The sequence below is a fragment of the Nocardioides sambongensis genome, assembly GCF_006494815.1.
Taxonomy (GTDB): Bacteria; Actinomycetota; Actinomycetes; order Propionibacteriales; family Nocardioidaceae; genus Nocardioides; species Nocardioides sambongensis.
This window is the reverse complement of record NZ_CP041091.1, coordinates 4124668-4149085: the sequence shown is the minus strand read 5'-3', so window position 1 is coordinate 4149085 and position 24418 is coordinate 4124668. Positions and strand designations below refer to the sequence as shown.

22 protein-coding genes, 1 tRNA gene and 4 pseudogenes are annotated in these 24418 nt (G+C 69.2%); 8 read left to right on the top strand and 19 right to left on the bottom strand.

Features of this window, described 5'->3' with window-relative positions:
* Positions 1-66: 66 nt before the first annotated feature.
* Positions 67-900 carry a Rossmann-fold NAD(P)-binding domain-containing protein gene (locus tag FIV43_RS19340; protein WP_141015429.1) on the top strand — a complete coding sequence of 278 codons (834 nt, stop codon included), beginning with the start codon at positions 67-69 and terminating at the stop codon, positions 898-900.
* 45 nt (positions 901-945) lie between these two features.
* Here FIV43_RS19340 and FIV43_RS19335 read toward each other — a convergent pair whose 3' ends face one another.
* From FIV43_RS19335 to gabT, 8 genes and pseudogenes are all read right to left on the bottom strand, one after another.
* Positions 946-1755 carry an SDR family NAD(P)-dependent oxidoreductase gene (locus FIV43_RS19335; protein WP_141015428.1) on the bottom strand — a complete coding sequence of 270 codons (810 nt, stop codon included), beginning with the start codon at positions 1753-1755 and terminating at the stop codon, positions 946-948.
* 123 nt (positions 1756-1878) lie between these two features.
* On the bottom strand, positions 1879-2529 hold the full coding sequence (locus FIV43_RS19330) for an SDR family oxidoreductase (RefSeq protein WP_231123545.1): 651 nt from the start codon (positions 2527-2529) through the stop codon (positions 1879-1881).
* A 333-nt stretch (positions 2530-2862) separates the two neighbouring features.
* Positions 2863-3710 (bottom strand): annotated as a pseudogene (gene pdxS, locus FIV43_RS19325) (pyridoxal 5'-phosphate synthase lyase subunit PdxS).
* 38 nt (positions 3711-3748) lie between these two features.
* The gene (locus FIV43_RS19320; RefSeq protein WP_141015427.1) at positions 3749-4111 is read right to left on the bottom strand and encodes a hypothetical protein; all 363 of its coding nucleotides are present in this window, start codon (positions 4109-4111) and stop codon (positions 3749-3751) included.
* Positions 4108-5459 (bottom strand): annotated as a pseudogene (locus tag FIV43_RS19315) (NAD-dependent succinate-semialdehyde dehydrogenase). Before FIV43_RS19315 ends, FIV43_RS19320 begins: the two are co-directional and overlap by 4 nt.
* A gap of 41 nt (positions 5460-5500) precedes the next feature.
* A complete protein-coding gene (locus tag FIV43_RS21725) occupies positions 5501-6067 on the bottom strand; it encodes a Glu/Leu/Phe/Val family dehydrogenase (RefSeq protein ID WP_196780892.1) in 567 nt (188 codons plus the stop codon).
* The gene (locus FIV43_RS21720; RefSeq protein WP_196780891.1) at positions 6040-6768 is read right to left on the bottom strand and encodes a Glu/Leu/Phe/Val family dehydrogenase; all 729 of its coding nucleotides are present in this window, start codon (positions 6766-6768) and stop codon (positions 6040-6042) included. The genes FIV43_RS21725 and FIV43_RS21720 overlap by 28 nt, the downstream gene beginning before the upstream one ends.
* The gene (gene gabT, locus FIV43_RS19305; RefSeq protein ID WP_141015426.1) at positions 6765-8084 is read right to left on the bottom strand and encodes a 4-aminobutyrate--2-oxoglutarate transaminase; all 1320 of its coding nucleotides are present in this window, start codon (positions 8082-8084) and stop codon (positions 6765-6767) included. The genes FIV43_RS21720 and gabT overlap by 4 nt, the downstream gene beginning before the upstream one ends.
* Positions 8085-8201: 117 nt before the next feature.
* On the opposite strand from gabT, the gene FIV43_RS19300 reads away from it, so the two are divergent.
* Entirely contained in the window at positions 8202-8948 is a 747-nt protein-coding gene (locus FIV43_RS19300) for a LysR family transcriptional regulator (RefSeq protein ID WP_196780890.1), read from the top strand.
* A gap of 494 nt (positions 8949-9442) precedes the next feature.
* On the opposite strand, the gene FIV43_RS19295 is transcribed toward FIV43_RS19300, so the two are convergent.
* Positions 9443-9967, bottom strand: a complete 525-nt coding sequence (locus FIV43_RS19295) for a hypothetical protein (protein WP_141015425.1) — start codon at positions 9965-9967, stop codon at positions 9443-9445.
* A gap of 6 nt (positions 9968-9973) precedes the next feature.
* Here FIV43_RS19295 and FIV43_RS19290 point away from each other — a divergent pair, with 6 nt between their 5' ends.
* The 5 genes and pseudogenes from FIV43_RS19290 to FIV43_RS19265 all read left to right on the top strand — a co-directional run.
* The gene (locus FIV43_RS19290) at positions 9974-10213 is read left to right on the top strand and encodes a hypothetical protein (protein ID WP_141015424.1); all 240 of its coding nucleotides are present in this window, start codon (positions 9974-9976) and stop codon (positions 10211-10213) included.
* A gap of 3 nt (positions 10214-10216) precedes the next feature.
* Positions 10217-10564 (top strand): hypothetical protein, encoded by a 348-nt coding sequence (locus tag FIV43_RS19285; RefSeq protein WP_141015423.1) that lies wholly within the window; start codon positions 10217-10219, stop codon positions 10562-10564.
* Positions 10565-10576: 12 nt separating this feature from the next.
* A pseudogene (locus FIV43_RS19280) lies at positions 10577-11265 on the top strand (transposase); the annotation flags it as partial.
* 451 nt (positions 11266-11716) lie between these two features.
* On the top strand, positions 11717-13333 hold the full coding sequence (gene ltrA, locus FIV43_RS19270) for a group II intron reverse transcriptase/maturase (protein ID WP_231123544.1): 1617 nt from the start codon (positions 11717-11719) through the stop codon (positions 13331-13333).
* 107 nt (positions 13334-13440) lie between these two features.
* A pseudogene (locus FIV43_RS19265) lies at positions 13441-13914 on the top strand (IS3 family transposase); the annotation flags it as partial.
* An 88-nt stretch (positions 13915-14002) separates the two neighbouring features.
* Here FIV43_RS19265 and FIV43_RS19260 read toward each other — a convergent pair.
* The 9 genes from FIV43_RS19260 to FIV43_RS19220 all read right to left on the bottom strand — a co-directional run bounded on the left by FIV43_RS19260 (position 14003) and on the right by FIV43_RS19220 (position 20978).
* Positions 14003-14923, bottom strand: a complete 921-nt coding sequence (locus tag FIV43_RS19260) for a site-specific integrase (RefSeq protein ID WP_181407593.1) — start codon at positions 14921-14923, stop codon at positions 14003-14005.
* On the bottom strand, positions 14920-15180 hold the full coding sequence (locus FIV43_RS19255) for a helix-turn-helix transcriptional regulator (protein WP_141015421.1): 261 nt from the start codon (positions 15178-15180) through the stop codon (positions 14920-14922). The genes FIV43_RS19260 and FIV43_RS19255 overlap by 4 nt, the downstream gene beginning before the upstream one ends.
* Positions 15181-15336: 156 nt before the next feature.
* Positions 15337-15412: transfer RNA gene (locus tag FIV43_RS19250), tRNA-Ala, on the bottom strand.
* 15 nt (positions 15413-15427) lie between these two features.
* Complete coding sequence (locus FIV43_RS19245) at positions 15428-16441, bottom strand: hypothetical protein (RefSeq protein ID WP_141015420.1); 1014 nt, start codon at positions 16439-16441, stop codon at positions 15428-15430.
* Positions 16442-16523: 82 nt separating this feature from the next.
* On the bottom strand, positions 16524-17282 hold the full coding sequence (locus FIV43_RS19240; RefSeq protein WP_141015419.1) for a GNAT family N-acetyltransferase: 759 nt from the start codon (positions 17280-17282) through the stop codon (positions 16524-16526).
* Positions 17283-17314: 32 nt separating this feature from the next.
* Complete coding sequence (locus tag FIV43_RS19235; protein ID WP_141015418.1) at positions 17315-17812, bottom strand: MogA/MoaB family molybdenum cofactor biosynthesis protein; 498 nt, start codon at positions 17810-17812, stop codon at positions 17315-17317.
* Positions 17805-18281 carry a cyclic pyranopterin monophosphate synthase MoaC gene (gene moaC, locus FIV43_RS19230; protein ID WP_141015417.1) on the bottom strand — a complete coding sequence of 159 codons (477 nt, stop codon included), beginning with the start codon at positions 18279-18281 and terminating at the stop codon, positions 17805-17807. The genes FIV43_RS19235 and moaC overlap by 8 nt, the downstream gene beginning before the upstream one ends.
* 4 nt (positions 18282-18285) lie before the next feature.
* Positions 18286-19599 carry a molybdopterin molybdotransferase MoeA gene (locus tag FIV43_RS19225; protein ID WP_141015416.1) on the bottom strand — a complete coding sequence of 438 codons (1314 nt, stop codon included), beginning with the start codon at positions 19597-19599 and terminating at the stop codon, positions 18286-18288.
* On the bottom strand, positions 19596-20978 hold the full coding sequence (locus FIV43_RS19220) for a UTP--glucose-1-phosphate uridylyltransferase (protein ID WP_141015415.1): 1383 nt from the start codon (positions 20976-20978) through the stop codon (positions 19596-19598). The genes FIV43_RS19225 and FIV43_RS19220 overlap by 4 nt, the downstream gene beginning before the upstream one ends.
* 22 nt (positions 20979-21000) lie before the next feature.
* On the opposite strand from FIV43_RS19220, the gene FIV43_RS19215 reads away from it, so the two are divergent.
* Positions 21001-21684, top strand: a complete 684-nt coding sequence (locus tag FIV43_RS19215; protein ID WP_231123543.1) for a 5-formyltetrahydrofolate cyclo-ligase — start codon at positions 21001-21003, stop codon at positions 21682-21684.
* 19 nt (positions 21685-21703) lie between these two features.
* Here the strand turns inward: FIV43_RS19215 and FIV43_RS19210 are convergent, their stop codons facing one another.
* A complete protein-coding gene (locus FIV43_RS19210; protein WP_141015414.1) occupies positions 21704-24415 on the bottom strand; it encodes a penicillin acylase family protein in 2712 nt (903 codons plus the stop codon).
* Between the last annotated feature and the right edge of the window lie 3 nt (positions 24416-24418).

Genomic DNA, 24418 nt, shown 5'->3' with positions numbered 1-24418 from the left:
CCAGGCATCGCGCACCCGAGCGGCGTCGCGAGGATCGAAAGCGACACCAACCGCTTGGAGGCATCAATGACCAACGTGCTCATCACCGGCGCCCGCGGCAAGACTGGCGATCCCTTGACCCGCTCCCTCGCCGACCGACACGGCGTGGTGGTGCGCGCAGGCAGCAGTCGGCCCGGACTCATCACCGTCGAAGGCGTGGAACCGACCTGGTTCGACTGGGACGACTCCACCAGTTGGACGTGCGCGCACAACGCCGATGCGATCTACTTGGTCCGGCCGGATCGCGGCGACACGCCGGAGTTGATCGAAGGGTTTCTTCGGCAAGTGCCGACGACGACCCATGTGGTTCTGGTGTCGGAGTGGGACGCGCACTCGCTCGGACCGGACAGTTGGCCCATGCGGATCGAGAACCTAGTGACGTCGCGAGGGCATTCCTGGACGATCGTGCGGCCCGGCTGGTTCATGCAGCTCCTGAGCGACGACCGCTTCTTCCGCCAGGCTGTCCTGGCGGACAGGGAATTGAGGTTCGCGAGCCACGGCGCCTCACTCGCATGGATCGACGCTCGCGACGTCGCCGAGGTGGTCGAGCACGCCCTGCTGGCACCCGACGTGTACGCGGGCCGGATCCTCGAGATCAACGGTCCCGAGCCTCTGTCGGCGCCGCAGACCGCGGCCATCCTGTCCGAAGGCCTGGAGCGGACGGTCGTTCATCGTGAAGTGTCGACTGACGAGGCTCTCGAGGGGTTCACCGGATTCGACCGCGCGGAACTCCGGTGGACCTATGAGCGAGTGCAGCGAGGCGGCTTCGCCGGACTCTCGGACACGGTCGAAGAGGTGACGGGACACCGGCCTCGCACCCTGTTGGCCTTCGCGCGCGACCTCGCCAACCAAGGCGTCTGACGCGACACGGGTGGCCACGCCCCCAGGCGCGGCCACCCGTGTCCCTCAGTCGAGGTTGGCCAGCTTCAGCAGGTTGTCAGCCACGGGAATGATGTGCGCGTCGGCCAGAGTTCCGCCGTCTACAACCAGATCGATGCCGGTGACCCCCGATGCATCGTCACTGGCCAGGAACGCACAGGCTGCCGCGAGTTCATCGACCGTCAGCAGACGACGCAACGGGACGCGCGTGAACCCCTGCAGCATGCGGTCGTGCATCTCCTCGGATACCGACGAGGCGACCATGGGCGTGTCGACCCAGCCCGGGCTGATCGAGTTGCACCGGACGCCGTGACGTCCGAGTTCCGTGGCGATGTACTTGGTCATGGTGTGCAGCCCGGCCTTCGCCGCGCCATAGCTCGTGTAGGGGCCGTCGGCGACGTGACCGTCGATCGAGGAGATGTTCACGATCGATCCCTTGCCTGCCTTCACCATCTGCCTCGCGGCGGCCTGCGCCAACAGGAACGGTCCCGTCAGCATCGCGTTGATGACGTAGTTCCAGTTGTCCAGCGCAATGTCGAGGAAGTCAGCAGCATCGAAGAGGCCGGCGTTGTTGACGACCACGTCGACCTGACCCCAGCGCGACATGGCAGCATCGACCAACTCGTCGCCGATCGACGGCGACGCCATATCCCCCACGATCGAGAACGCGTCGATGCCTCGGTCGACCAGCTCCTTCTCCGCTGCCACGAGCTCGGACTCCGTGCGGGCGGTGATCAGAACCTTCGCTCCTTCTGATCCGAGTCGATCGGCGAACCCGAAGCCCAGTCCCTTGCTCCCGCCGGTGATGATCGCGGTCTTTCCATCGAATCGCGCCATGACTCTCCTCGTGATGTGGGTCTCAATGATGCGTTCGATCGTGGCAAACTCGACCCGGCGAACGATGTGCGGACATCGAAGTTCTGGCGCGGCACGCTGCCGGCATACGGAGAAGTTCGGGAGTCAGTGTGCGGACCAGCCGCCGTCGAGGGTGAAAGATGCACCGTTCGCCAGACCCGCGGAATCGCCGCACAGCCACAGCGCCATGTCGGCAATCTCCCGGGGTTCAGCCAATCGCTTGACGGCTGAGCGCTCAAGCAGCACCTTCTCCATCACGTCGGGCTCGCTCATGCCGTGCGCGGCAGCCTGGTCAGCGATCTGCTGGTCAACCAGAGGCGTCCGAACGTAGCCAGGGCTGATGCAGTTGCTGGTCACGCCTTTCGGGCCGGCCTCGAGCGCCGTGACCTTCGAGAAACCTTCAAGCCCGTGCTTCGCCGCGACGTAGGCAGACTTGAACGGCGACGCCCGCAGGCCGTGTATCGAGGTCACGTTGACGATCCGTCCGAAGCGATTCGAGTACATCGAAGGCAGTGCGGCCCTCACGAGAAGAAAGGGCGCCTCGAGCATCAAGGCGATCATGGCGCGGAAGTTCTCAGGCTCGAACTCTTCGATGGGAGCGACCCGCTGGAAACCCGCGTTGTTGACGAGGATGTCGCACTCGAGGCTGAGGTCGGTGAGTGCGCGGGTGTCGGTCAGGTCGACGGTCCACGCCTTTCCCCCAATCTCGTCGGCCACTGCTGATGCAGCCCTCGCATCGCGATCGGCGACCGTCACGAAGGCCCCTGCTCCCCGAGGGCTCGACAGATCGCGGCGCCGATTCCGCTGCCTCCACCCGTAACAATCGCAGTGCGATGGGTCAGGTTGGTCATCTCAACTCCTCACGTCGACGTCGGAGCCGTCCGACTCCGAGCACCGACCAGTCAACGAGCCCGCCGGCGTGTCGCCTTCACCCGAGTCAGGAGACATCCCAACCTCGACATGCACATGCCGGAAGGAACGCGGGCCGATCGCTCCGCGGGTGGTGTCGACGAGGGCATCGACCTCACTCAATGAGTGCTGAACGGCCTCGGGCCGGGCGCGTCCAACCCAGCCTGACGCCGCAGGGCATCACCAGCCGCGCTCGGCCAGGCGATGCGGCGCCGGGATCTCCTCGACGTTGATGCCCACCATCGCCTCGCCCAGGCCCATCGACACCTTCGCCACCACGTCCGGGTCGTCGAAGAAGGTGGTCGCCTTCACGATCGCCTCGGCCCGCTGGGCGGGGTTGCCGGACTTGAAGATCCCCGAGCCCACGAACACACCCTCCGCGCCCAGCTGCATCATCATCGCCGCATCCGCCGGCGTCGCGATCCCACCCGCGGTGAACAGCACGACCGGCAGCTTGCCGGACCGGGCGACCTCGGCCACCAGGTCGAAGGGTGCCTGCAGCTCCTTGGCTGCGACGAACAGCTCGTCCGGCGACAGCGCCCCCAGGCGACGGATCTCCTTGCGGATCGTGCGCATGTGCGTCACGGCGTTGGACACGTCGCCGGTGCCGGCCTCGCCCTTGGACCGGATCATCGCCGCACCCTCGGTGATCCGACGCAGCGCCTCACCCAGGTTGGTCGCACCGCAGACGAAGGGGACCTGGAAGGCCCACTTGTCGATGTGGTTCTCGTAGTCGGCGGGGGTGAGCACCTCGGACTCGTCGATGTAGTCCACCCCCAGCGACTGCAGCACCTGCGCCTCGGCGAAGTGACCGATCCGGGCCTTGGCCATCACCGGGATGGAGACCGCCTCGACGATGCCGTCGATCATGTCGGGGTCGCTCATCCGGGACACCCCGCCCTGGGCCCGGATGTCGGCCGGGACCCGCTCCAGTGCCATCACCGCGACCGCGCCGGCGTCCTCGGCGATCTTGGCCTGCTCGGGGTGACCACGTCCATGATCACGCCGCCCTTGAGCATCTCGGCCATGCCTCGCTTGACCCGGGCGGTGCCAAGGCTCTCCCCGCTCACGCCCACGCCGCCTTCGGCGTGAGGGTGGCGCCGTGTCCGGAAGCGATGTGTCTGCCGGAGCACGGTTGTCCGTGGCCGTCCTGGGTAGTGAAGGCGTCGTAGACCACGATGTGATGCTTGCGGTCGAGTCGAGATACCAGGGCAGTCACGGCAACCTGTTTCGTTCCCTCTTCAGGGAAATCCAAATGGAGGTCATCGAAGCCGGCGAACAGTCCATCGGTCCCGGTCAGACGTTCCGAGACTGCTCGCCTGAGGTCGTCGAAGGCGCGTAGGGTCTGCGCAACCGTCACTGAACGGTCGGGGCTCGAACTCTGAACGAGGGCCGATTCGATCACCAGGTTCAACTCCGCGGCAGTCATGCTGTGCATGCATCCCAAGCCACAGAGAGATACTGAGCCTCTTGGAATTCGCGCAGGCCCTCGCGAGCACCTTCTCGGCCGAGGCCACTTTGCTTCACGCCCCCGAACGGGGCGGACGGGTCGGAGACGACACCTCGGTTGACACCAACCATGCCGGCATCGAGCCGCTCGGCAAGGCGCAGGGCTCGGCCGAGGTCGCCGGCGAAGACGTAGGCAGCAAGGCCGTACTCGGTGTTGTTGGCCTGCTTGATGAGGTCGGCGTCATCGGTGTACGCGACGATGGGGCCACGGGCCCAAAGATCTCTTGGGCGAGAATCGAGTTGTCGGGCTTCACGTCGACAAGGACGGTGGGCGCGAAGAAGTGTCCCGGAGCTTCGGGCATGCGCGCCTGGTGCGAGATGCGTGCACCTTGCCGGACCGCGTCCTCCACAACGGCCGCGATCCTTTCGGCGGCGGCCTTGGAGATCATCGGGCCGATGGCCGAGCCGTCTGCAGCGGGACCGACGGTGAGTTTCTCCACCTCGGCACCGAATCGGGCGATGAACTCCTCCGCGATGGCATCGTGGACGTAGATTCGGTTGGCGGCAGTGCATGCCTGTCCGCCGTTTCGGAACTTGGCGATCATCGCTCCGGTCACCGCGGTGTCGAGATCGGCGTCCTCGGTGACTACGAGCGGAGCATTGCCACCCAGCTCCATCGAGGCGTTGACCACACGGTCTGCGGCCTGGGCGAGCAGGATGCGACCGACTGCGGTGGATCCGGTGAAGGAGATCTTCCGGACCCGGGCGTCGCCCATCCAGGCCGACACCACGTCGGCCGCAGCGGTCGTGGGCACAATCTCCAGCACTCCGTCGGGAAGGCCCGCCTCACGCAGCAGGTCGGCGATTGCGAGCGCTGTCAGCGGGGTCTCGGCTGCTGGTTTCAAGACCGCCGTGCACCCTGCTGCAAGAGCCGGTGCGATCTTGCGGGTCGCCATCGCGGCGGGGAAGTTCCACGGGGTGACGAGCGCGGCGACACCGGCGGGCTTGTGGTGCACCACAGAGCGCGCTCCTCCAGCAGGTGCTTCGCCGAACTCGCCAGCTGGACGTACTGCTTCCTCGGAGAACCATCGGAAGAACTCCGCCGCGTAGGCGACCTCGGCGGCAGCGTCGGCGAGCGACTTACCGTTCTCGTGGGCGATGAGCGCGGCGAGTCGATCCTTGTCGCGCAGCATGAGGTCGAACGCCGTGCGCAACACCTCTGATCGGCGGCGTGGAGCGAGCGAGGCCCAGGTTGGAAAGGCCTGGTGGGCGCGGCCCAGGGCAGCGGTGGCTTGCTCGACAGTGGCGTCAGGGACGTGATCAATCACCGCAAGGGTGGCGGGGTCCTCGACTTCGAAAGTGGCGCTGATCACGGGTAGAGTCCTCTCTGGCGGTGGGCCTCTGCGACCCTTTGCACGGCCAAGCAGGTGGCCGCAGTTCGTAGTGAGACGTCCCGGCGGGTCGCCTCGGTCAAGACGTCGTTCCAGGCGGACGCCATACGCTCTGACAGGCGGCTTTCGACGTCCGTCTCGCTCCACCAATAGGCCTGGTTGGCTTGGACCCATTCGAAGTAGGACACGACGACGCCGCCGGCGTTGGCGAGGATGTCGGGCACGACGAGTACGCCGCGGTCGGCAAGGACCTGGTCGGCCTCCGTGGTCGTGGGGCCGTTTGCGCCTTCAACTACGACGGCCGCGCGGACTCGGTCGGCGTTCGCGGCGTTGATCACGCCCTCGATCGCGGCCGGGACCAAGAGGTCGACATCGAGCGTTAGCAGCGTGTCGCTCTCGATCGGAACCCCGCCGTCGAAGTGCTGGACGGCGCCGGTCCCGTCGACGTGGGTGGCGAGGGCCTGCACGTCGATCCCATTGCGGTTCCAGATGCTTCCCGACGCATCGCTGACAGCGATCACACGGATACCTGCCTCCTCCAGCAAGCGGGCTGCTCCGCGGCCGACCTTGCCGAATCCCTGGACCGCTGCGGTCGCATGCGGGGGGTGATGCCGACGTGCCTGAGGGCGGCCAGAGCGATCTCCACGACACCGAACGACGTCGCGCCCGCGCGCCCGAGGGATCCCCCTAGTCCGACGGGCTTCCCAGTGGTCACGCCCAATACGGTGTGACCACTGGCAACCGAGAAGGTGTCCATCATCCAGGCCATGTGACGCTCATCTGTGCCGATATCCGGTGCCGGAATATCACGATTGGGGCCGATCACCGGAAGGATCTCGGAGGTGAAGCGGCGCGTCACTCGCTCCAGTTCAGCCGCCGAGTAGTTCTCTGGAGCAATGCGAACACCGCCCTTCGCGCCCCCGTAGGGCAGGTGCATCAAGGCGCACTTCCAGGTCATCCACATCGCCAGGGCGCGCACCTCGTCGAGGTCCACGTGGGCGCTGAACCTGACCCCACCCTTCGCCGGGCCGCGGGTGAGGCTGTGCTGCACCCGGTGTCCGGTGAGCACTTCGACCGACCCGTCGTCTCGCCTCAACGGGATACTCACAGTGACTTCGCGCCGCGGCGCACGCAGCATGTCGAGAGTGCCCCCGTCGTAGCCGAGGATCTCTGCGGCCTGCTCGAGCTGAGCCACAGCGTCGGCCAACGGCCCTGCCTCGTCGGTCGATTGAGCCACGGCCGTCATGCGAGAGTCGTCAGGGCATCGCGGAGGACTTCGAGCGCCTCGGCCAACAGCCCATCGCTGATCGTCAAGGGCGGCAGGAACCTCAGAACATTGCCGAACGTGCCGCAGGTGAGCACAATCACGCCCGCGGCGTGGGCAGTTGCGGCGACGGCACGCGCAAGATCCGCGTCGGGCTCGCTGGTGCCGGCACGAACCAGCTCGACTGCGATCATCGCCCCGCGGCCGCGAACATCGCCGATGCGAGGGTCGACCGCCCGCATACGTTGCAGTTCGGCCAGCATCAGCGTTCCGATCTCACGTGCGCGAGCGGTCAGCCCGTCCTCGACGATGGTGTCGATTGCAGCCAGCGCAGCCGCACAAGCCAGTGGGTTTCCGCCGTAGGTACCCCCGAGACCGCCAGAGTGTGGTGCGTCCATGATCTCTGTTCGGCCCGTGACTGCCGACAAGGGCAATCCCCCGGCAATACCCTTGGCCGTCACAATCAGATCGGGAACAACGCCCTCGTGATCGCAGGCGAACATGTCACCGGTGCGGGCGAAGCCGGTCTGGACCTCGTCAGCCACGAACACGACGCCGTTCGCGGTGCACCACTCGATCAGCGCGGACAGGAAGCCCGCAGCCGGCTCGATGAATCCGCCCTCACCCTGGATCGGCTCGATCACCATCGCCGCCAGGTTCGCCCCGCCGACCTGCTTCTCGACGACCTCAATGGCACGGCGAGCGGCCGTCGGTCCGTCGACCTCGTCGCGGAACGGATACGACAACGGGGCGCGGTAGACCTCAGAGGCGAACGGTCCGAACCCATGCTTGTAAGGCATGCTCTTCGCCGTCATCGCCATCGTGAGGTTCGTCCGCCCATGGTAGGCGTGATCGAACACGACCACCGCCTGACGTCCGGTGTGAGCGCGAGCTATCTTGATGGCGTTCTCGACCGCCTCTGCCCCCGAGTTGAACAATGCGGTGCGCTTGTCATGTGTACCTGGTGTCAGTTCGTTCAGCCGCTCGGCAACTGCCACGTAGCTCTCGTATGGCGTCACCATGAAGCACGTGTGGGTGAACTCAGCGACCTGCGCCCGCACGGCCTCGACAACCCGCGGCGCGCTGTTGCCGACTGTGGTGACAGCGATCCCAGACCCAAGATCGATCAAGTGGTTGCCGTCGACATCCTCGACGATTCCCCCCGCGGCGCGCGCAGCGAACACTGGCATCGTCGTCCCGACGCCCGCCGCAACGGCTCCAGCCTTGCGACTCATCAACTCCTTCGAGATCGGACCCGGGATAGCGGTGACCAGCCTTCGGCGCTGAGGGATCGGCATCGTGATCGGCTTTCTGGTGGGCTCGGATGGGATGCCGCACCAGTGTGGTCCGCGAGGACCTATGCAGTCGAATACTTCCTAGGCAGGATCTGATTGCGTTTCAGGCATACTGAGTCCATGGAACTGCGCCATATCCAGTACTTCGTGACGGTGTGTGACGAAGGCTCCGTCAGCCGAGCGGCTCAGACACTGCACATCACGCAGCCGAACCTGTCGCGTCAACTGCGACAATTCGAACGAGACCTCGGCGTCGACATGTTCGACCGCAGCACCGGCCGCCTGATCCCCACGTCATCGGGCCGAACCCTTCTGCCCATGGCTCGCGGTGTGTTGGCGGCCTCTCGCGCACTGGCAATGGCGGCGCACGCACGAGGCAGCGGGACACTCGAGAGTCTCACCATCGCTGCGCCAAGCGTGACGCTGAACGACATTGTCGCGCCGTTTGTCGCCACGCTGGGTTCGGAAGCGCCGACGATCGACGTCTGGACCACCGAAGGCACCACGCCCGCCGCGCTCTTCGCCAGAGGGGCAGACGTGGTAGTCATGACGACCGACAGTTCCCGAACGTACGCCCGCCGCACGCTCGCGCACCTTCCCGTCTGGCTACAGGTTCCGGCCGATCATCCGTGGGCGGGCCGAGCCCACGTGACGCTGGACGAGGCAGCGAGCGAGCCAGTCATTCTGCCGCCGCTTGACACCTCCGCACGCCGATCATGGGACGCTGCACTCACCCACCACGGCGTGCACGCAACGTCCGTGATCGACGCGGCGAGCAGCACCATCGCCCAGGCTCTAGCAGCCGCAGGGCGGGGGCGGCCATCGCGACAGACGATCCCAGATTCGGCCTCATCCCACTCGAACTGACCACGGGCACGCAGAATGCGCGACTGCAGATTGAACTAGCGGCTACGTGGTCACACGATCACCCAGCCCATCGCACCTTGGCTGCACTGGCCACCCGCTTGGAGGACTTCACCAGGGAGAGGTACGGACAGATCTCGACCTAGCGCTCCCCCAAGGTCGACGGACACTAGTTGTCGCCGTACGAATCGCGTCCGCGACGATGGACCGCCGGCACGGCCCTTCGACGGCTCGAGCGGCGGCATCGGCGATATCGGCGATATCGGCGAGGCCCGGCAACGATGGGAAGTCCGTCGCTATCACGACTGTCAGCGACGCGTTCGACGGCGGCGGCCGCCTCGGAGTGGATCTGTTTGGCCCGCGGTGTCCGCCATCGCGAAGGTGGCGTCGGCCTCAATCTGTCCCCGGTGCAGGTGATCGTGGCGGCCCAGGGTGGCGCCGTCAGCCTGCGCAACGAACCTGGTGACACCACTGTCGCCGCACGTCCGCACCGCACGTCACGGAAACCCACCGGTGCCTCCGAGCGCGGACCCAAGCCCGCTGTCGAAGTCCATCGGTACGGCACAGACCCGAATCAGGGAACGCACAGCGGAGATTGTGATCGTCGGTGGTGTCGAGCCTCCAGACGAAACGAGACACCAAGTGAAGTCCCGCAAGAAGCTTGCCGCAGCGAGCATGCTCATCATCATTCCGGTCGCCGCGGCTTGCACTGCCGCGGCTGAAGACGACTCCTCGGCCACAGCCACCTCTAGCTCCCCCACCACGTCGTCATCGACCGAGTCCGCGACCGAGGTGCCGGAGGAGGGGGCGCTTCCCGAAGGCGGCACGCCCCGGACGGCACGGAGATGAGCGTCGGCGGCCCCGGCGAGTCCGTCGATCCCTCCTCTGTGACCACTGAGGAGGAACTCGTGACGCTGATCCAGGACGCGTATGGCGACGGCAGCCTCGACCTGCACCGCGGCCACCAGCCCGTCCAAGACGTGCTCGACGAAGTGCTCGCCATCAGCCACGGCGAGCTCCACGTTCGCATGGAGGAGCAGGGCCAGAACCTCGAGGCCGTCGCCGAGGACATCGGCGTCGACCCCCAGGCCCTTGTCGACGCGCTCGTTGATTCCTGGAGCCCCGCGATCGACAACCTGCTCGAGGACGGCACGATCACGCCGGCCGAGGCCGCCGAGTACGAGGCCGCCCTCGAGGATGCGTTCACTTTCCGCGTCACCTGGGACGGCGAAGAGGAGACTCCCACCTTCTCCGGCCTGGACGCCTGAGCCGTGGCCGGCGCACTCCGCCGACTGGCGCTCTTGGGAGGGGCAGCCACGGTTGCAGCGGCCGTGGCCCTTCTCCCGTCGCCCGCCCAGCCACACAGCCTCGATAGCAGCACGCTCTCCGTCCATACCGGCGACGACGGCGCCGACGTAACCATCAGCATCGCCCTCGAGACCCTCGATCAAGCACTCGGCACTGACTACGGCAGCAGCGAGGTCTCGACCTATTCCGACGAGCTGGCCGCCTACATCGGCAACCACCTCACCGTCACCAGCGACGACGGGACCGAGTGGACTGTGAGCTGCACTACGGATTGGGTTCCAGATTCGGTGATGAGTCGAGGGCCTGACTGAAAGGCTCCGAGAGTGCCTCGTCCCTATCCGCCCGAGTTCCGTGCACGCGCTGTCGCGCTGGTCCGTTCGGGCAAGCAGGTCAAGCAGACCGCCTACGAGCTCGGCATCAGCGCTGGCTGTCTTCACAACTGGGTGCGCCAGGATCAGATCGACCGTGGCGAGCGCTCCGGCGTTACTACCTCGGAGTCGGGCGAGCTCCGTGCGGCCCGTAAGCGCATCCGGGAACTCGAGACCGACCTGGCGATCGTCCGTCAAGCGGCGAAGTTCCTGGACCAGGACAAGCCACACCCAAAAGGGTTCACCCGGTGATCGACCGACTGGCCGATGCCGGGATGTCCGTCGACGTTGCTTGCCGGGTGCTTGGGGTCTCGCGGCAGGGCTATTACCGCTACAAACGGCGTCCGATGTCGGCGACTCAGTTGCGCCGGCAGTGGCTGACCGGTCTGATCCGGGAGGTCCACGTCGCTTCCCGCGGCACCTACGGCTACCGCCGTGTCCATGCGGAGCTGACGATGGCGATGGACGTCCAGGTCAGCTCGCGGCTGGTGTCGGTCCTGATGACGCAGGCCGGGATCTACGGGCTTCCAGGACCTGCACGGGTCAAGCGGCTCAAGGGTGTCGTGACCGCCGACGATCTGGTCAATCGCAAGTTCCATCGGCTTCGGGCGAATGAGCTGTGGGTCACCGACATCGAGCGCCACGAGGCGCTGTTGAACCGAGTGGGGGTGAGAGACCACCACCGCCGTGTTGTCGCAGTAGCACGGTGAAGCTGAGGGCAGCCCGAACCTCCGGGACGGGGGTGAGGGTGGAAGCAGTCCTGACAACGACGGGACGCGTCAGCACTGCCAGATGGCGCGGGTCCGGCTAGCAAGACGGGAAGGCGTACGTGAGGAACCAGCGGCTGAACGCCCCTCAAGAGAGCCTCCGGCTCGAACCTGGTGGATCAGGGCCGGTTAGCAGCGCGCACCCGCACCCGGTGTCTTCGGACATCGTGGTGCGGGAAACTCCTTGGCTGGGTGATGTCGCCAGCCGGGAGGCCGTGGTGAATGTCTGCGGCGTAGCCGCGGCGATGCTGCAGGGGCATAGCTGGGCGCCGACCCCGTCGAACGGTTCGACAGTGAACGTGGGAACCACCGCGACGATCCCCTCCCCGTGCAGCAGCCTGCTGTTCGGCGGGAAGGTCCGTCGCCGACCGATGTCGTCGTGGTGGGGCGGAGGACCCGTAGTAGTCCGAGGCCGGGAAAGCCGGTCACATGGCGAAGGGGTCCAGCGTGTTCGCGGCATCAACGTGTTCGCAGGAGGGCGCTGGTGAACACCGGCGAACCGTCGCGCGCCGTCTTCCCCGAGCGGGAAGAGGCCGAGTGGCGGGTACTGCGGATGCAGAAGAAGCTGCACCGATGGGCGACGGAAGATCCCGACCGTCGTTTCGATGACCTCGCCAACCTTGTCTACGACCCGGCCTTTCTGGTCGTGGCGTGGCACCGGGTGCGGGGGAACAAGGGAGCACGAACAGCCGGCGTCGACGGGGTCACCCCGCGCGGCGTGGGCGGGGCGGCGCCCGATCTGCTGGCCGAGGTCCGCGAGGACTTGAAGGCCGGACGGTTCGTGCCGCTGCTGGTGCGGCAGAAGACGATCCCCAAGGCGTCGGGAAAGGTCCGGTCGCTGGGGATCCCGACTGCTCGTGACCGGGTCGTGCAGGCTGCGTTGAAACTGGTGCTCGAGCCGATCTTCGAGGTGGACTTCAAGCCGTGTTCCTACGGCTTCCGTCCTCGTCGCCGGGCGCAGGACGCGATCGCTGAGATTCACTACCTCGCATCACCCACCCGGAACTACGAGTGGGTGTTCGAGGCCGACATCAAGGCGTGCTTCGACGAGATCGACCACACCGCACTGATGGAGCGCGTGCGTCGACGTGTCGGGGACAGACGGGTCCTGGGCTGGGTCAAGGCGTTCTTGCGGGCCGGTGTCCTCACCGAGGACGGCCTGAACCGCGAGACGATCACCGGCACACCTCAAGGCGGGATCTTGTCACCGCTGCTGGCCAACATCGCCCTGTCCGTGCTGGACGAGCACTTCACCACCAAGTGGGAAGCGCTCGGCCCGGAGTGGACACGTGCCAAGCACCGACGCGCCGGCGGTGCGGTCATGAAGCTCGTCCGCTACGCCGACGACTTCGTGGTCCTCATCCACGGTCAACGCGCCGACGCGGAAGCGCTATGGGGCGAGGTCGCAGAAGTTCTCGCACCGATGGGCCTGCGCCTATCAGTCGAGAAGACGAGGGTCTGCCACATCGATGAGGGGTTCGACTTCCTCGGCTGGCGCATCCAGCGCCGTGACTGGCGAAGCCGGACCGGCAAGAAGGCGATCTACACCTACCCGTCGAAGAAGTCGCTGACTTCGATCATCGACAAGGTGCGGACGCTGACGCGCCGTGCAAGACATCGAACGCTCGCAGACCTGCTGCGCCGGTTGAACCCGACGCTGCGGGGCTGGTGCACCTACTTCCGCCACGGAGTGTCCTCGCGGACGTTCGGCTACGTCGATCACTTCGCCTTCTGGCGGGTGATCGGGTGGCTCCGCAAACGACACCTCGGGCTGAACATGCACGCCCTGGTCCGGCGCTACCTGCCCGGGTGGCACATCCGTGCCGGAGGGATCGACATGTTCCGAGCCAACGCGTTCCCTATCGAGCGCTACCGCTACCGGGGCACCAAGATCCCGACCCCATGGTCGAGTTCAACAACGCCACATCCGAGCCCAGCGGCATGACCACGTGGAGAGCCGGATGCGGTGAGAGTCGCACGTCCGGTTCGGAGGGCGGGCCGGGGAAACCCAACAGCCGAGAGGCTGACAGGGCGCCCCGGTCCGACCCCTACACCGAACACCCCACGCGCGAGGGAAAGGTCTACTGCGCCGCCGTTCTCGACGCCTACAGCCGGCGGATCGTGGGCTGGTCCATCGACTCGCGCCAAGACTCGACGCTGGTCGTCAACGCGCTCGACATGGCCATCCGCAACCGCCAACCCGAACCCGGCGGCGTGGTCCACGCCGATCACGGAGCCCAGTTCACGTCCTGGGCCTTCGGCGACCGAGTACGGACCGCGGGGCTCTTGCCGTCCTTCGGCACCGTGGGCGACGGTCTGGACAACGCGATGATGGAAAGCTTCTGGTCCTCGACGCAGATCGAGCTCCTCAACCGCCGCAAGTGGAAGACCCGAGTAGAGCTCGCGAACGCGATCTTCGAGTACATCGAAATCTTCCATAACCGCCAGCGCCGCCACTCCGCGCTTGGCTACAAGACCCCAATCGAATACGAGCTAGCCTCACCCGCAGACACCGTTTCCGCCTGATGACTCAACACCCGTCGTGGAAACCAGGCTGTAGGGCAGGTCAAGGTGTCAACCAAACCCGGGGCAGTCCCCCGGCGGGCAGGGTCGCTCAGAGGTGCCCGCCCTGTTTGCTGATGATGCCGCCAACCATCCGCTTTACGTCCTCGTTGTGCTCGTAGATGAGCTTCTTCGCGTCGTCGACTGATCGAGCTTGCAAGGCCGCGGTGAGCTGCTGGTGGTAGCGGACGTCGAAAAGGTTCCACCAGTCCAGGTCGGCGATGGCGTTGCGCCACACGCCCGAGATGCCAAGACGCGAGAACGCGTCGATGAGCTGCTGGCATCCGCTGAGCCCCACGAACTCGGCGTGGTAGCGGACCTCGATGATGTCGCGCACCTGTCCGTCGGGCTTCGGGCCGGGCAGGCCGGCCTCGGTCCGCCACGTCGCCGCCGCCACTCGGATTGCGGAGATCTGCTCCAGGGTGAGCGCTTGCGGGGCCGCCTTCTTCTTTCTGAGCGGCGAGGTTCCCTCGACCGGATTGCGACTGATGGCGTCGTGCCGCAGCGCGTAGCTGAACAGGAGGTTCAGCATCGTCCTCGCCTGACGGGCTTGCGACGGGGAGTTCTTCCCCTGGCGCGCGAGGAACCACTCGACCCTGCCGGTGGTGATTTCAGCGAGGTTGTAGTGATCGAACGCCGGGCGTACATGCAACTGAAGGCAGCCGCGATAGTTCTCCTTGGTGTTGCTGGCAAGGTCACGCAGTTCCAGGTCTGCCAGCCACAGCTCGGCAAGTTGAGAGAACGAGCTGGTCGGCCTCAGGACGCCCTCACTGGGTAGCGAGGGGCGCTCACGAATGCGTTCCAAGAGCAGACTCCGCGCCGCGGCGGACGTTCGTCCGGTGGCCCGCACCTGGCGGAGTCGTCCGTCGAGATCACGTACGCGAGTCTCGGCGACAACGCCGCTGCGGGTCCGGCGCGTGTTGATCGTGCCGTGGGTTCCGATCGGGGTGCGTGGACGCCCGGAGATGCTCACGACAGTGCTTCCGGGTGGCGGAGCGCGTCGGCCTCCTCGAGCCGGGCGAGCCAGGCTTCGATCTCGCTGAGACGGAATCGCAGCTCTCGGCCAACCCGGAAGCCGCGCGGCCCGCGGCCCTGGCTTCTCAGGTCGTACAGCGTTTGCACGCTCACCCCGAGTTGGGCGGCGAGGGCAGAGAGCGTGAGGACCGGGTCGAGTCCAGACTCATATCCGGACGTGGCTGAGCGGGGCTGGCGACGTGTGGAGGTGGTCATGCAATCCAGGTGCACGAGGTGCTCCGGATATGGCCGAGAGCGCCCGAGGTCGCTCCAGGCACGTGCGGAACGAGACGCGTTAGTGGTGACTTTCTGGTGAGTTGCCATGAGTTCTCCTGAATTCAGGATCCCTGCATGGCTGCTGACCAGCGAGTTTGGTGGAGCTGAGGGGATTCGAACCCCTGGCCTTCTCATTGCGAACGAGACGCGCTACCAACTGCGCCACAGCCCCAAGCAGGGAGAAACGTTAGCACCCGCACCGAGTGCCACCGAATCCGCGGGGGTCAGCTGCCGGCTGCCCGCCGCCGCTCACGCTCCGCCTCCGAACGCGTCCCGCGTTCGGCGCGATCGTGCGCCTCGGCCTCACGGACCAGCTCGGAGTCGTCGACGTTGCGGCCCGAGCTCCACACGCCGGTGGAGTCGAGGTCGATGGTGCGCACGGTCCGGTTGGCGGCCGCCTTGCCGACGTACGTCGGGAGGGTGACCGGGACCGGCTCCCAGGTGCCGGGGCGGGACCCTGCGGCTCGACCGGCTCGTCGACCGCGATGATCTCCCCGGTCTCCTCGTCGATCTGGACCGCAGCGGTCTGCTCGGTCGCCGGGTCGTCGGCGGCAGAGGACCGCACGGTGGTGAGCGGGCGGGCGCGCTCGTTGCGGACCATCAGCCGGCAGGCCACCAGCCACGCCACCACGATTCCCGCCGGTACCGCGACCCAACCGACCGCGATGACCCCGGCGACGGCGACTGCGGCGGTGACGGCGAGGGCCGCCAGCACCGTGGTGAGCACCCGCCGGCGGCGCTGCGCGGCACGCCGGGCGGCGGCACGACGGCGGCGAGCCTGTTCGAAGGTGAGCGGACTGCGCGCGACTGCGGCGACGGCGGCCGCACGGGCCGCCCGGCGCTCGGCGCGAGCGGCGCGGCGGCGGGCGATCAGACCCGGCGTGGGCGCGGTGTCGGCGGTGTCGACGTTGGCGGCGTTGGTCCGGTGGGTCGTCGAGCTCTCGGGGCCGTCGATCTCGGCGGCGGTAGGGCGGTCGGCGGCGTCATCGGCGGGACCGTGCTCGGTCCGCACCACGGTGCGCCTCGAGACCAGCGCGGTGGCCCGGGCCGAGACGGCGTCGCGCCGGGCGAGCACCCGGGCCCGCTCGGAGACCTCTTCGACCGTGCGACTGGCCGACGCCTCCTCATGATGTCGGAGCGCTTTGGGGACCAGGTAGACGACCCACGCCACGGCGACGGCCACGAAGATCAGTGCGCTCACACGGGAGAGGTTAGGAGCGGTACCGCAGGTCGGGACGCATGTCTAGCGGTGTGTCACAGATTGATTCCTGTGACTTCTGGGATCAACGGGACGACGGGCGACGTCCACCCGTCTCGAACCTGTCGGCCGAAACCCGCACGACACGCCGTGCCGCCCCGGCGTGTCGTGCGGGTTTCCCCGGCTGACCGGTGAAACCCGCACCCTCACCCCAGCGCCGACACGTCCCCCCGGACGCCTCCATCCGGGCCAACAACCCGGCCGGCACCTCTTCCTTGGTCACCGCGAAGATCCGGTGGTCGCGCCAGTCGCCGTCGATGTGCAAGAACCCCGGGGCGTAGCCGACCTCGCGGAGGCCGAGCTTCTCCACCACGCGCAGCGAGTTGGTGTTCTCGGGGCGGATGCAGATCTCGATCCGATGCAGCCCGGCGGTGGTGAAGCAGTGGTCGATCACCATCGCCACCGCCCGCGGCACCACTCCCTTGCCGGCGAAGCGCTGGTCGATCCAGTAGCCGACGGAGGCGAACTGCGCCGAGCCGCGGACGATGTTGTTCACGCTGACCTGACCGGCGAACGCGCCGTCCACCTCCACCACGAACGGGTACGTCGTCCCGCGGCGGGCCGCCGCGCGGAGTCGGCGTACCAGGGCGCGGAAGGTGGTCGGGCGGGCGTCACCGCCCGGAGGGACGGTGGCGTCCCAGGGCGCCAGCCAGGCGCGGTTGCGCTGTCGCGCGGCACGCCAGGCGGGTCCGTCGGCGACGCGGATCGGACGCACGGTGACCTCGGGCGCGACGCCGGAGGTGAGCCGGTTGGGCCAGGCGCGTCCGGGCGTGGCGGTGCTCATCCGGCCGGGCTGGGGCACCCGGCGCAACCTCGTCAATGGTCGCTCCCGGTGATCTGCTCGACGGCGTGCGCCAGCACCGGGACCAGCACGTTCAGCGCGTCCTTCACGCCGCCGCGGGAGCCGGGCAGGTTGACCACCAGGCAGTCGCCGGCGACACCGGCCAGGCCGCGGGAAAGGACGGCGGTCGGCACTCCCTTGGCGACACCGGCGGCCCGGATCGCCTCGGCCAGGCCGGGGATCTCGCGGTCCAGCAGCGGACCGGTCACCTCGGGGGTGCGGTCGGTGGGGGTGAGTCCGGTGCCGCCGGTGGTCAGCACCACGCGGGCGCCGGCGCCGATCGCGGCGGCGATCGCCTCGCCGACCGGCTCGCCGTCGGGACGCACGAGCGGCTCGGCGACCTCGAAGCCGAGGTCGGCCAGGGCGGCCACGATCAACGGACCGGTGGTGTCCTCGTAGACGCCGGCCGCGGCCCGGTTGGAGGCGACCACAACCCGCGCCGGTAGCCCGGCGACCCGACCCGGCTCAGTCACGACGCCAGTCCCCCGACTTCCCACCGCTCTTGGTCTCCACCCGCACGTCGCTGATCACCGCACCCTTGTCGACCGCCTTCACCATGTCCACCACGGTCAGCGCCGCGACCGTCACCGCGGTGAGGGCCTCCATCTCCACGCCGGTCCGGTCTGTGGTGCGGACGGTCGCGGCGATCTCGACGGCGTCGTCGGCGACGGCCAGGTCGACCTGCACACCGCTGATCGCGAGCGGGTGGCACAGCGGGATCAGCTCGGGAGTCCGCTTGGCGCCCATGATGCCCGCGATCCGGGCCACCGACAGGGCGTCACCCTTCGGCACCCCCTCGCCGCGGAGCAGCTCGACCACGGTCGTGGCGACCAGGACCCGGCCCGAGGCGGTGGCGGTGCGCGCGGTCACGTCCTTCGCGGAGACGTCGACCATCCGCGCGGCCCCGGTCTCGTCGACGTGGGTCAGCCGCGGCTCGGTCATCGGTTCACCTTCCCCCTCCGGCCCGGTGGCCGGACTCGCCGGTCGCGGCGCTCGCCACCACGATCGCCCCGATCCTCGCACCCTCGGGCAGCTCCTCGGAGCCGGGCGGCACCACCAGCACCAGCTCGGTGCGGGCCAGCAGCCGCTGGGAGTGGCCGACGTGGCCGGGCAGCACCACCGCCCGACCGTCCTCGCCACGACCACCCGGCAGCAGCAACGTGCGGTCGGGCGATCGCCGTACCGGGGCTCCGAGGGTGACCGGCACCGTGACGTCCGGGTCGGCGCCGGACAGCACCGCCAGCAGCGGACGGACGAACGCCTGGAAGGTCAGGTACGACGCAGCCGGGGTGCCCGGCAGGTTCACCACCGGCACGGCCCGGCGCCCCTGCTCGCCGTCGACGTGCAGCACGCCGTGTCCCTGGGGCCGACCGGGCCGCACCGCGACCTGGCCGAACCAGAACCCGCCACGACCGGCCAACGCCGCCTTGACCACGTCGTGGTCGCCGGCCGAGACGCCACCGGTGGTCACCACCAGGTCGGCATCGCGCACGGCGTCGTGCAGCAGCACCAGGAACGCCTCCGGGTCGTCGCCGACCGGGCCGCGGTGGCGCACCTCGGCGCCGAGGGCACGGGCCTCCGCGACCAGGGTGACCGCGGTGCTGTCGTGGATCGCGCCCGGGGCGAGGTGGGCCGGGTCGGTGCCGGCCGGGACGAGCTCGGAGCCGGTGGTGAGCACCACCAGGCGCGGCGCGGGCCGGGCGGCGACACGGGCGACCCCGGCCGCCGCCAGCAGACCGGCGGTGCGGGGGTCGAGCGGGTCGCCGGCGCGGGCGAGGGTCTCGCCGGCGGCCACGTCCTCCCCGGCACGACGGATGTGGGCGCCCGCCCGGAGGTCACCCGGCAACCGCACCCGGTCGCCCTCGCCCGTGGTCGCCTCGAACGGGACGACGGTGTCGGCACCGGGCGGGACCGGCGCGCCGGTCATGATCCGGACCGCGGCGCCCGGCTCCAGCGCCGACGGACCGGCCGCGCCGGCGCCGACCGCGGCCACCACCGGCAGCGACACGTCACCGCCGGGACCTCCGGGACCGGCCCCGGCCCCGGTCACGTCGGGAGCGATGTCGGCGGCGCGCACGGCGTACCCGTCCATCGCGGCGTGGTCGAAGCGCGGCACCGGCACCGCGGCCTCGACGTCGGCGGCGAGGACCCGGCCGACGGCGTCCGCGAGCGCCAGGTCGACCGCGGGCAGCGCCCCGATGCCGTCGAGCAGGGCGCTGAGGTGCTCGGCGACGGCGCGGGACGCGCCCGGCGGGGTCACCCCTCGCCGTCGAGGACCTTGTTGCCCTCGATCCGCTGGGCGCCGCGACCGCTCAGGGCGACGTCCCCGACCACGGCGACACCGGGACCGAAGGTCCAGTCGCCGTCGATCCGCAGCGAGGTCGCCTGCTGCAGCGACGGCGCTCCCTCGGGGAAGCGCTTGTCGAACTCGCCGACCAGCTTGTAGTGGTCGCTGTCGAGGTCGATGAACGGCACCTCAGCGGCCACCTGCTCGAGCGCGAAGTCACTGCCGATGGCGTAGACGTCGGAGCGCAGCACCAGCAGGTCGTTGGTGGTCTTCACCGGGATGAACCGGTCGCGGCCCACCTCGATCAGCCGGGCACCCTCGAACACCTCGATCGCCGCGCCCATCGCGGTCTCGATCTGGACCACCTTCGGGGTGCTCGGGTCGGCGGGGTCGAGGTGCTTCACGTTGCGGATCAGCGGCAGGCCGAGGATCCCCTCGCGCTCGTCCAGGGCCTTCTTCATCGCGGCCAGGTCGAACCAGAGGTTGTTGGTGGAGCAGTAGCGGTGCCGGTCCAGGTCGGCCAGTGCCTTCTGGTCCTCCGGCGCGGTCTGCGCGGTCTCGCGCAGCACGATCCGGCCGTCGGCCTTGCGCCGGGCGAAGTGTCCGCCCTTGCGGTCGCTCGGGGTCCGCCGGACCGCCTCGATCGCGAACGGGGCGCCCGAGGCGGCGAACCAGCCGGCGACCCGTGCGTCGGGGACCGCGCCCAGGTTGTCGGAGTTGGAGACGAAGACGTACCGGTAGCCGGCCTCGATCATCCGGTCGAGCAGTCCGGTGCCGCGCAGCGCGGTGTAGAGGTCGCCGTGACCGGGCGGACACCACTCCAGGTCCGGGTCGACCGGGTGGGCCGCCGGGCTCAGGTCGGAGGCCAGCAGCTTGGGCTCCTTGTTCTGCAGGAAGTCCAGCGGGAGGCCGTCGACGGCCAGGTCCTCGTAGCGGGCGAGCGCGTCGAGGGTGTCGGCGGAGGTGCGGAAGGAGTTCATGAAGAGCAGCGGCACCTCGGCGCCGTACTCCTTGCGCAGGTGCAGCACCTGGCGGGCGATGATGTCGAGGAACGAGAGCCCGCGCCGCACGCAGAGCAGCGACTTGGCGCGGTCCATCCCCATCGAGGTGCCCAGGCCGCCGTTGAGCTTGATCGTCACGGTCTTCGCGACCGCCTCGGCGGCGACGTCGTCGTCGACCTCGACGTCCTCGAGCCGCTCCATGTCGACCGGCTCGATCGTGGACTCCGGGATCAGACCGGTCTCACCGTGCTCGAGCAGGCGGTAGTAGTGCGCGAACGTGTCGATGGCGACCGGATCCACTCCCGCGTCGGCCATCTTCGCGCGTGCCTTCTCCAAGCCTGGGCTGCCCATGCCGCGATCGTAGGCTTGGAAGGTGCCGAGTCCACAACCGCGTCCTGATCCTGGAGACCGGCCGGATCGCACGCACCCGCCGTCCGGGAGGACGCCGGGCGACACCGGCACCGACCTGCGGGCCGCGAAAGCCGCTCTGCGGAGGGAGATCCTCGCCCGGCGCGCGCAGATCGACGCCGGCCTCGCGCGGCTGCGCGCCGACGGGATCGCCGCCCGCGCCCACCGCACGCCGGAGGTACGACGGGCCGGCACGGTCGCCTGCTACCTCGCGATCGGGACGGAGCCGGGCACCGGCCCCCTGCTGGAGCGGCTGCTGGCCGACGGCAAGCGGGTGCTGCTGCCGGTGCTGCTGCCCGACAACGACCTGGACTGGGCCGAGTACGCCGGGCCCGACTCCCTGCGCGGGGGCCGGCACGGGCTCAGCGAGCCGACCGGGCAACGGCTCGGGGTGGACGCGATCGGCCGGGCGGACGTCGTACTGGTGCCGGGGCTGGCGGTCTCCAGCGACGGACACCGGCTGGGTCGGGGCGGCGGCTCCTACGACCGGGCGCTGGCGCGCGTGCCGGCGTCGACCTACACCGCGGTGCTGCTCCACCCGGAGGAGGTCGGGGTCGAGGTGCCGGTCGAGCCGCACGACCGGCCGGTCGATGCCGCGATCACCGCGCAGCGGCTGCACCCGATGCCGGGGTCCCCCGGCGGGCGGTGACTCGGGCGACGGAGCCGGGTCAGTCGAGCGGGGTGAGCACGAGGGTCTCCTCGGCGGCCCGCAGCACCGCCGGGCGGCTGAACGCCCACTCCAGGTACTCCCCGCGCGCCCACAGGTCGGTCTGGTCGGTGTAGTGCGGGTGGAAGGCGTGGCCGGAGACTCCGGTGAGGTTGATCCAGCGCGCCGCGTCGAGGTCGTCGAGCCCGACCACCATCCGCATCGACGGGGCGGTGGTCACGCCGTACCCCTGCTGCGCGTCCCAGCCGGTGGCGTCGACCAGCGAGCCGCCCCCGGCCCCGTCCCACCCGTCGCGGTTGAAGAGCCGCTCGACGATGTTGACGCCGGACTCCCCCAGCGTCGCCGAGCGCAGGGACAGCTCGTGGAGGTCGCCCCAGCTCCACTCGGCGGGGTCGGGCGAGAGCAGTCGGGTCAGCTCGTCGCGGCCGTCCATCATCGCCGCCCGCAGGATCTCGTCCCGGGTCTCCACCTCCTCGGTGGCGACGTCGTCCCACCACGGACTGTTCGGGCGCTCCAGCAGGCCGGCGACCACGTCCCACCACCGGGCGCCGTCGGTCGGGCGGAGTGCGGGCGGCAGCTCGTCGTCGAAGGTGTGCAGCAGGATCTGGCGCCAGGCCGCGTTGAAGACGGCCGCCGCGGCGCTGTCGGCGCCCTGCCGCTGGTCCCAGTCGGCGAGCAGCGCCTGACCGTCGGAGTAGTAGCCGGCCGGCAGCCCCACCTCCATCAGGTACGGCGTCAGCGTGGCCGCCCACGCGCTGCGGTCGTCGAGCTGGATGGTCTGCATCGTCGCCACCGACAGCTCCTGGTCCATGTCCAGCAGATCGGCGATCCGTGACGAGCGGTAGCCGCGCGCCCAGTCCTCGCCCAGGGCGTAGGGATAGCCGTCCGGGTCCACCGGCTGCTGGTTGGCCGTCACGATCGCGCCGGCCGGCGGGTCGAACGACCAGGGCAGCGCTTGGAACGGCACCGGGCGGCGTTCCCAGTCGTTGACCGAGCGCCAGCCGGCGACCGGAAGGGTGCCGTCGTGGCCGGGACGGCGGCGCGGGATCGCGCCGGTCGCCTGGTAGCCGATGTGGCCCGCCGTGTCGGCGTAGACGACGTTCTGCCCGGGGACCGCGAAGTCGGCCATCGCCGCGCGGAAGGAGGTCCAGTCGTCGGCCCGGTTGAGCGCGAAGAGCGCGTCCGCGGTGTTGCGGGGGCGCAGGGCGGTCCAGGCCAGCGCCACCCCCGGGCGCCACCCGGCCCGGTCGCCGCCCTCGGTCTCGTCGGGCTCAGCGCCGGCCAGGGTGGCTCCGGCGTCGACGACCGACTCCAGCAACCCGTCGCTGGTCAGGTCGACCCGGTCCGAGGACTCGTCGAGCTCGACGAGGTCGGAGAGCAGCGGGCCGTGCCGGGTCGCGCGGACCGTGATCTCGAGGGGCTCGTCCCCGCGCACCTCAAGCCGCTCCAGCCGTTGCACCAGCGGGCGTGGGCGGCCGTCGCGCAGCCAGGCGTCACCCACGACGCGCTCGACGTAGAGGTCGCTGACGTCCGCACCGAGATTGGTGAACCCCCAGGCGATGTCGGCGTTGTGGCCGATCACCACGCCGGGCACGCCGGAGAAGCTGAAGCCGGCCACGTCGTAGGGGCAGGCGCTGGTGACCCGGCGGCAGTGCAGACCGACCTGCATCCACACGCCGGGCAGCGAGACGCCCAGATGCGGGTCGTTGGCGAGGATCGGGGCGCCGGTGCTGGTGCGGCTGCCCGCCACCACCCAGCCGTTGCTGCCGATCCCCTCGTCGGCCCCGGCACCGCCGCCGAGCAGGCTGGTGGCGTTGCCGATCACGTCGACGGCGCCGGCCAGCGCCCGCGTCACCCGCGGTCCCGGGGCCGCCCGCAGCCGGGAGCCGGTCTCGGTGGCCTCCGGGTCGAAGACGCCGTCGACCACCGCACCCCGGTCCACGATCGGCGGGTGCGCCTCGCTGTCGTAGGCCGGGTAGAGCTCGGCGGCCCGGTCGGCGCCGACCAGCGCGGCGGTCACCGCGCGGGTCGCCTCGTCGTCGACGTTGGAGCGCAGGTCCCAGGCCATCGCCTTCAGCCAGGCGACCGAGTCCACGGCGGTCCACTTCTCCGGGGCGTAGTCCAGGCCGGTCAGGCCGAGCAGGGTGTACTCCAGCGACATCTCGCCCGGGGTGCGGTCGCCGAGGTAGGCGTTCACGCCCTCGGCGTAGGCGTCCAGCGCGTCGCGGGTCGCCGGCTCCAGCAGCGTCAGCTCCTGCTCGGCCACCCGGCGCCACCCCAGCGTGCGGACCACGAGGTCGCTCTCCAGGCCGGCCTCGCCGAACAGCTCGGCGAGGCGGCCGGCGGTGGCGTGCCGCCGCACGTCCATTTCGAAGAACCGCTCCTGGGCGTGCACGAAGCCCTGGGCATACATCAGGTCGTGGGTGGTGTCGGCGTAGATCTGCGGGATCCCGGCGCCGTCGCGGACCACCTCCACCGTGGCGTCGAGGCCGTCGAGCTCCATCCTCCCCGACGTCTCCGGCCAGGAGTGACGGACCACGACCACCCCGGTCAGCGAGGTGACCACCAGCAGCACCACGACGCCGACGACGCCGTACGTCGTCCAGCGCAGCGAGGGCGGCAGATCCCAGAAGCCACGTTCCTCGGGGCCGGGCGCATCCGCCCCTCCCCCTGCGGTCGCGCTGCGCGCGTTCCGCTCATTCGTCCCGTCCATCGC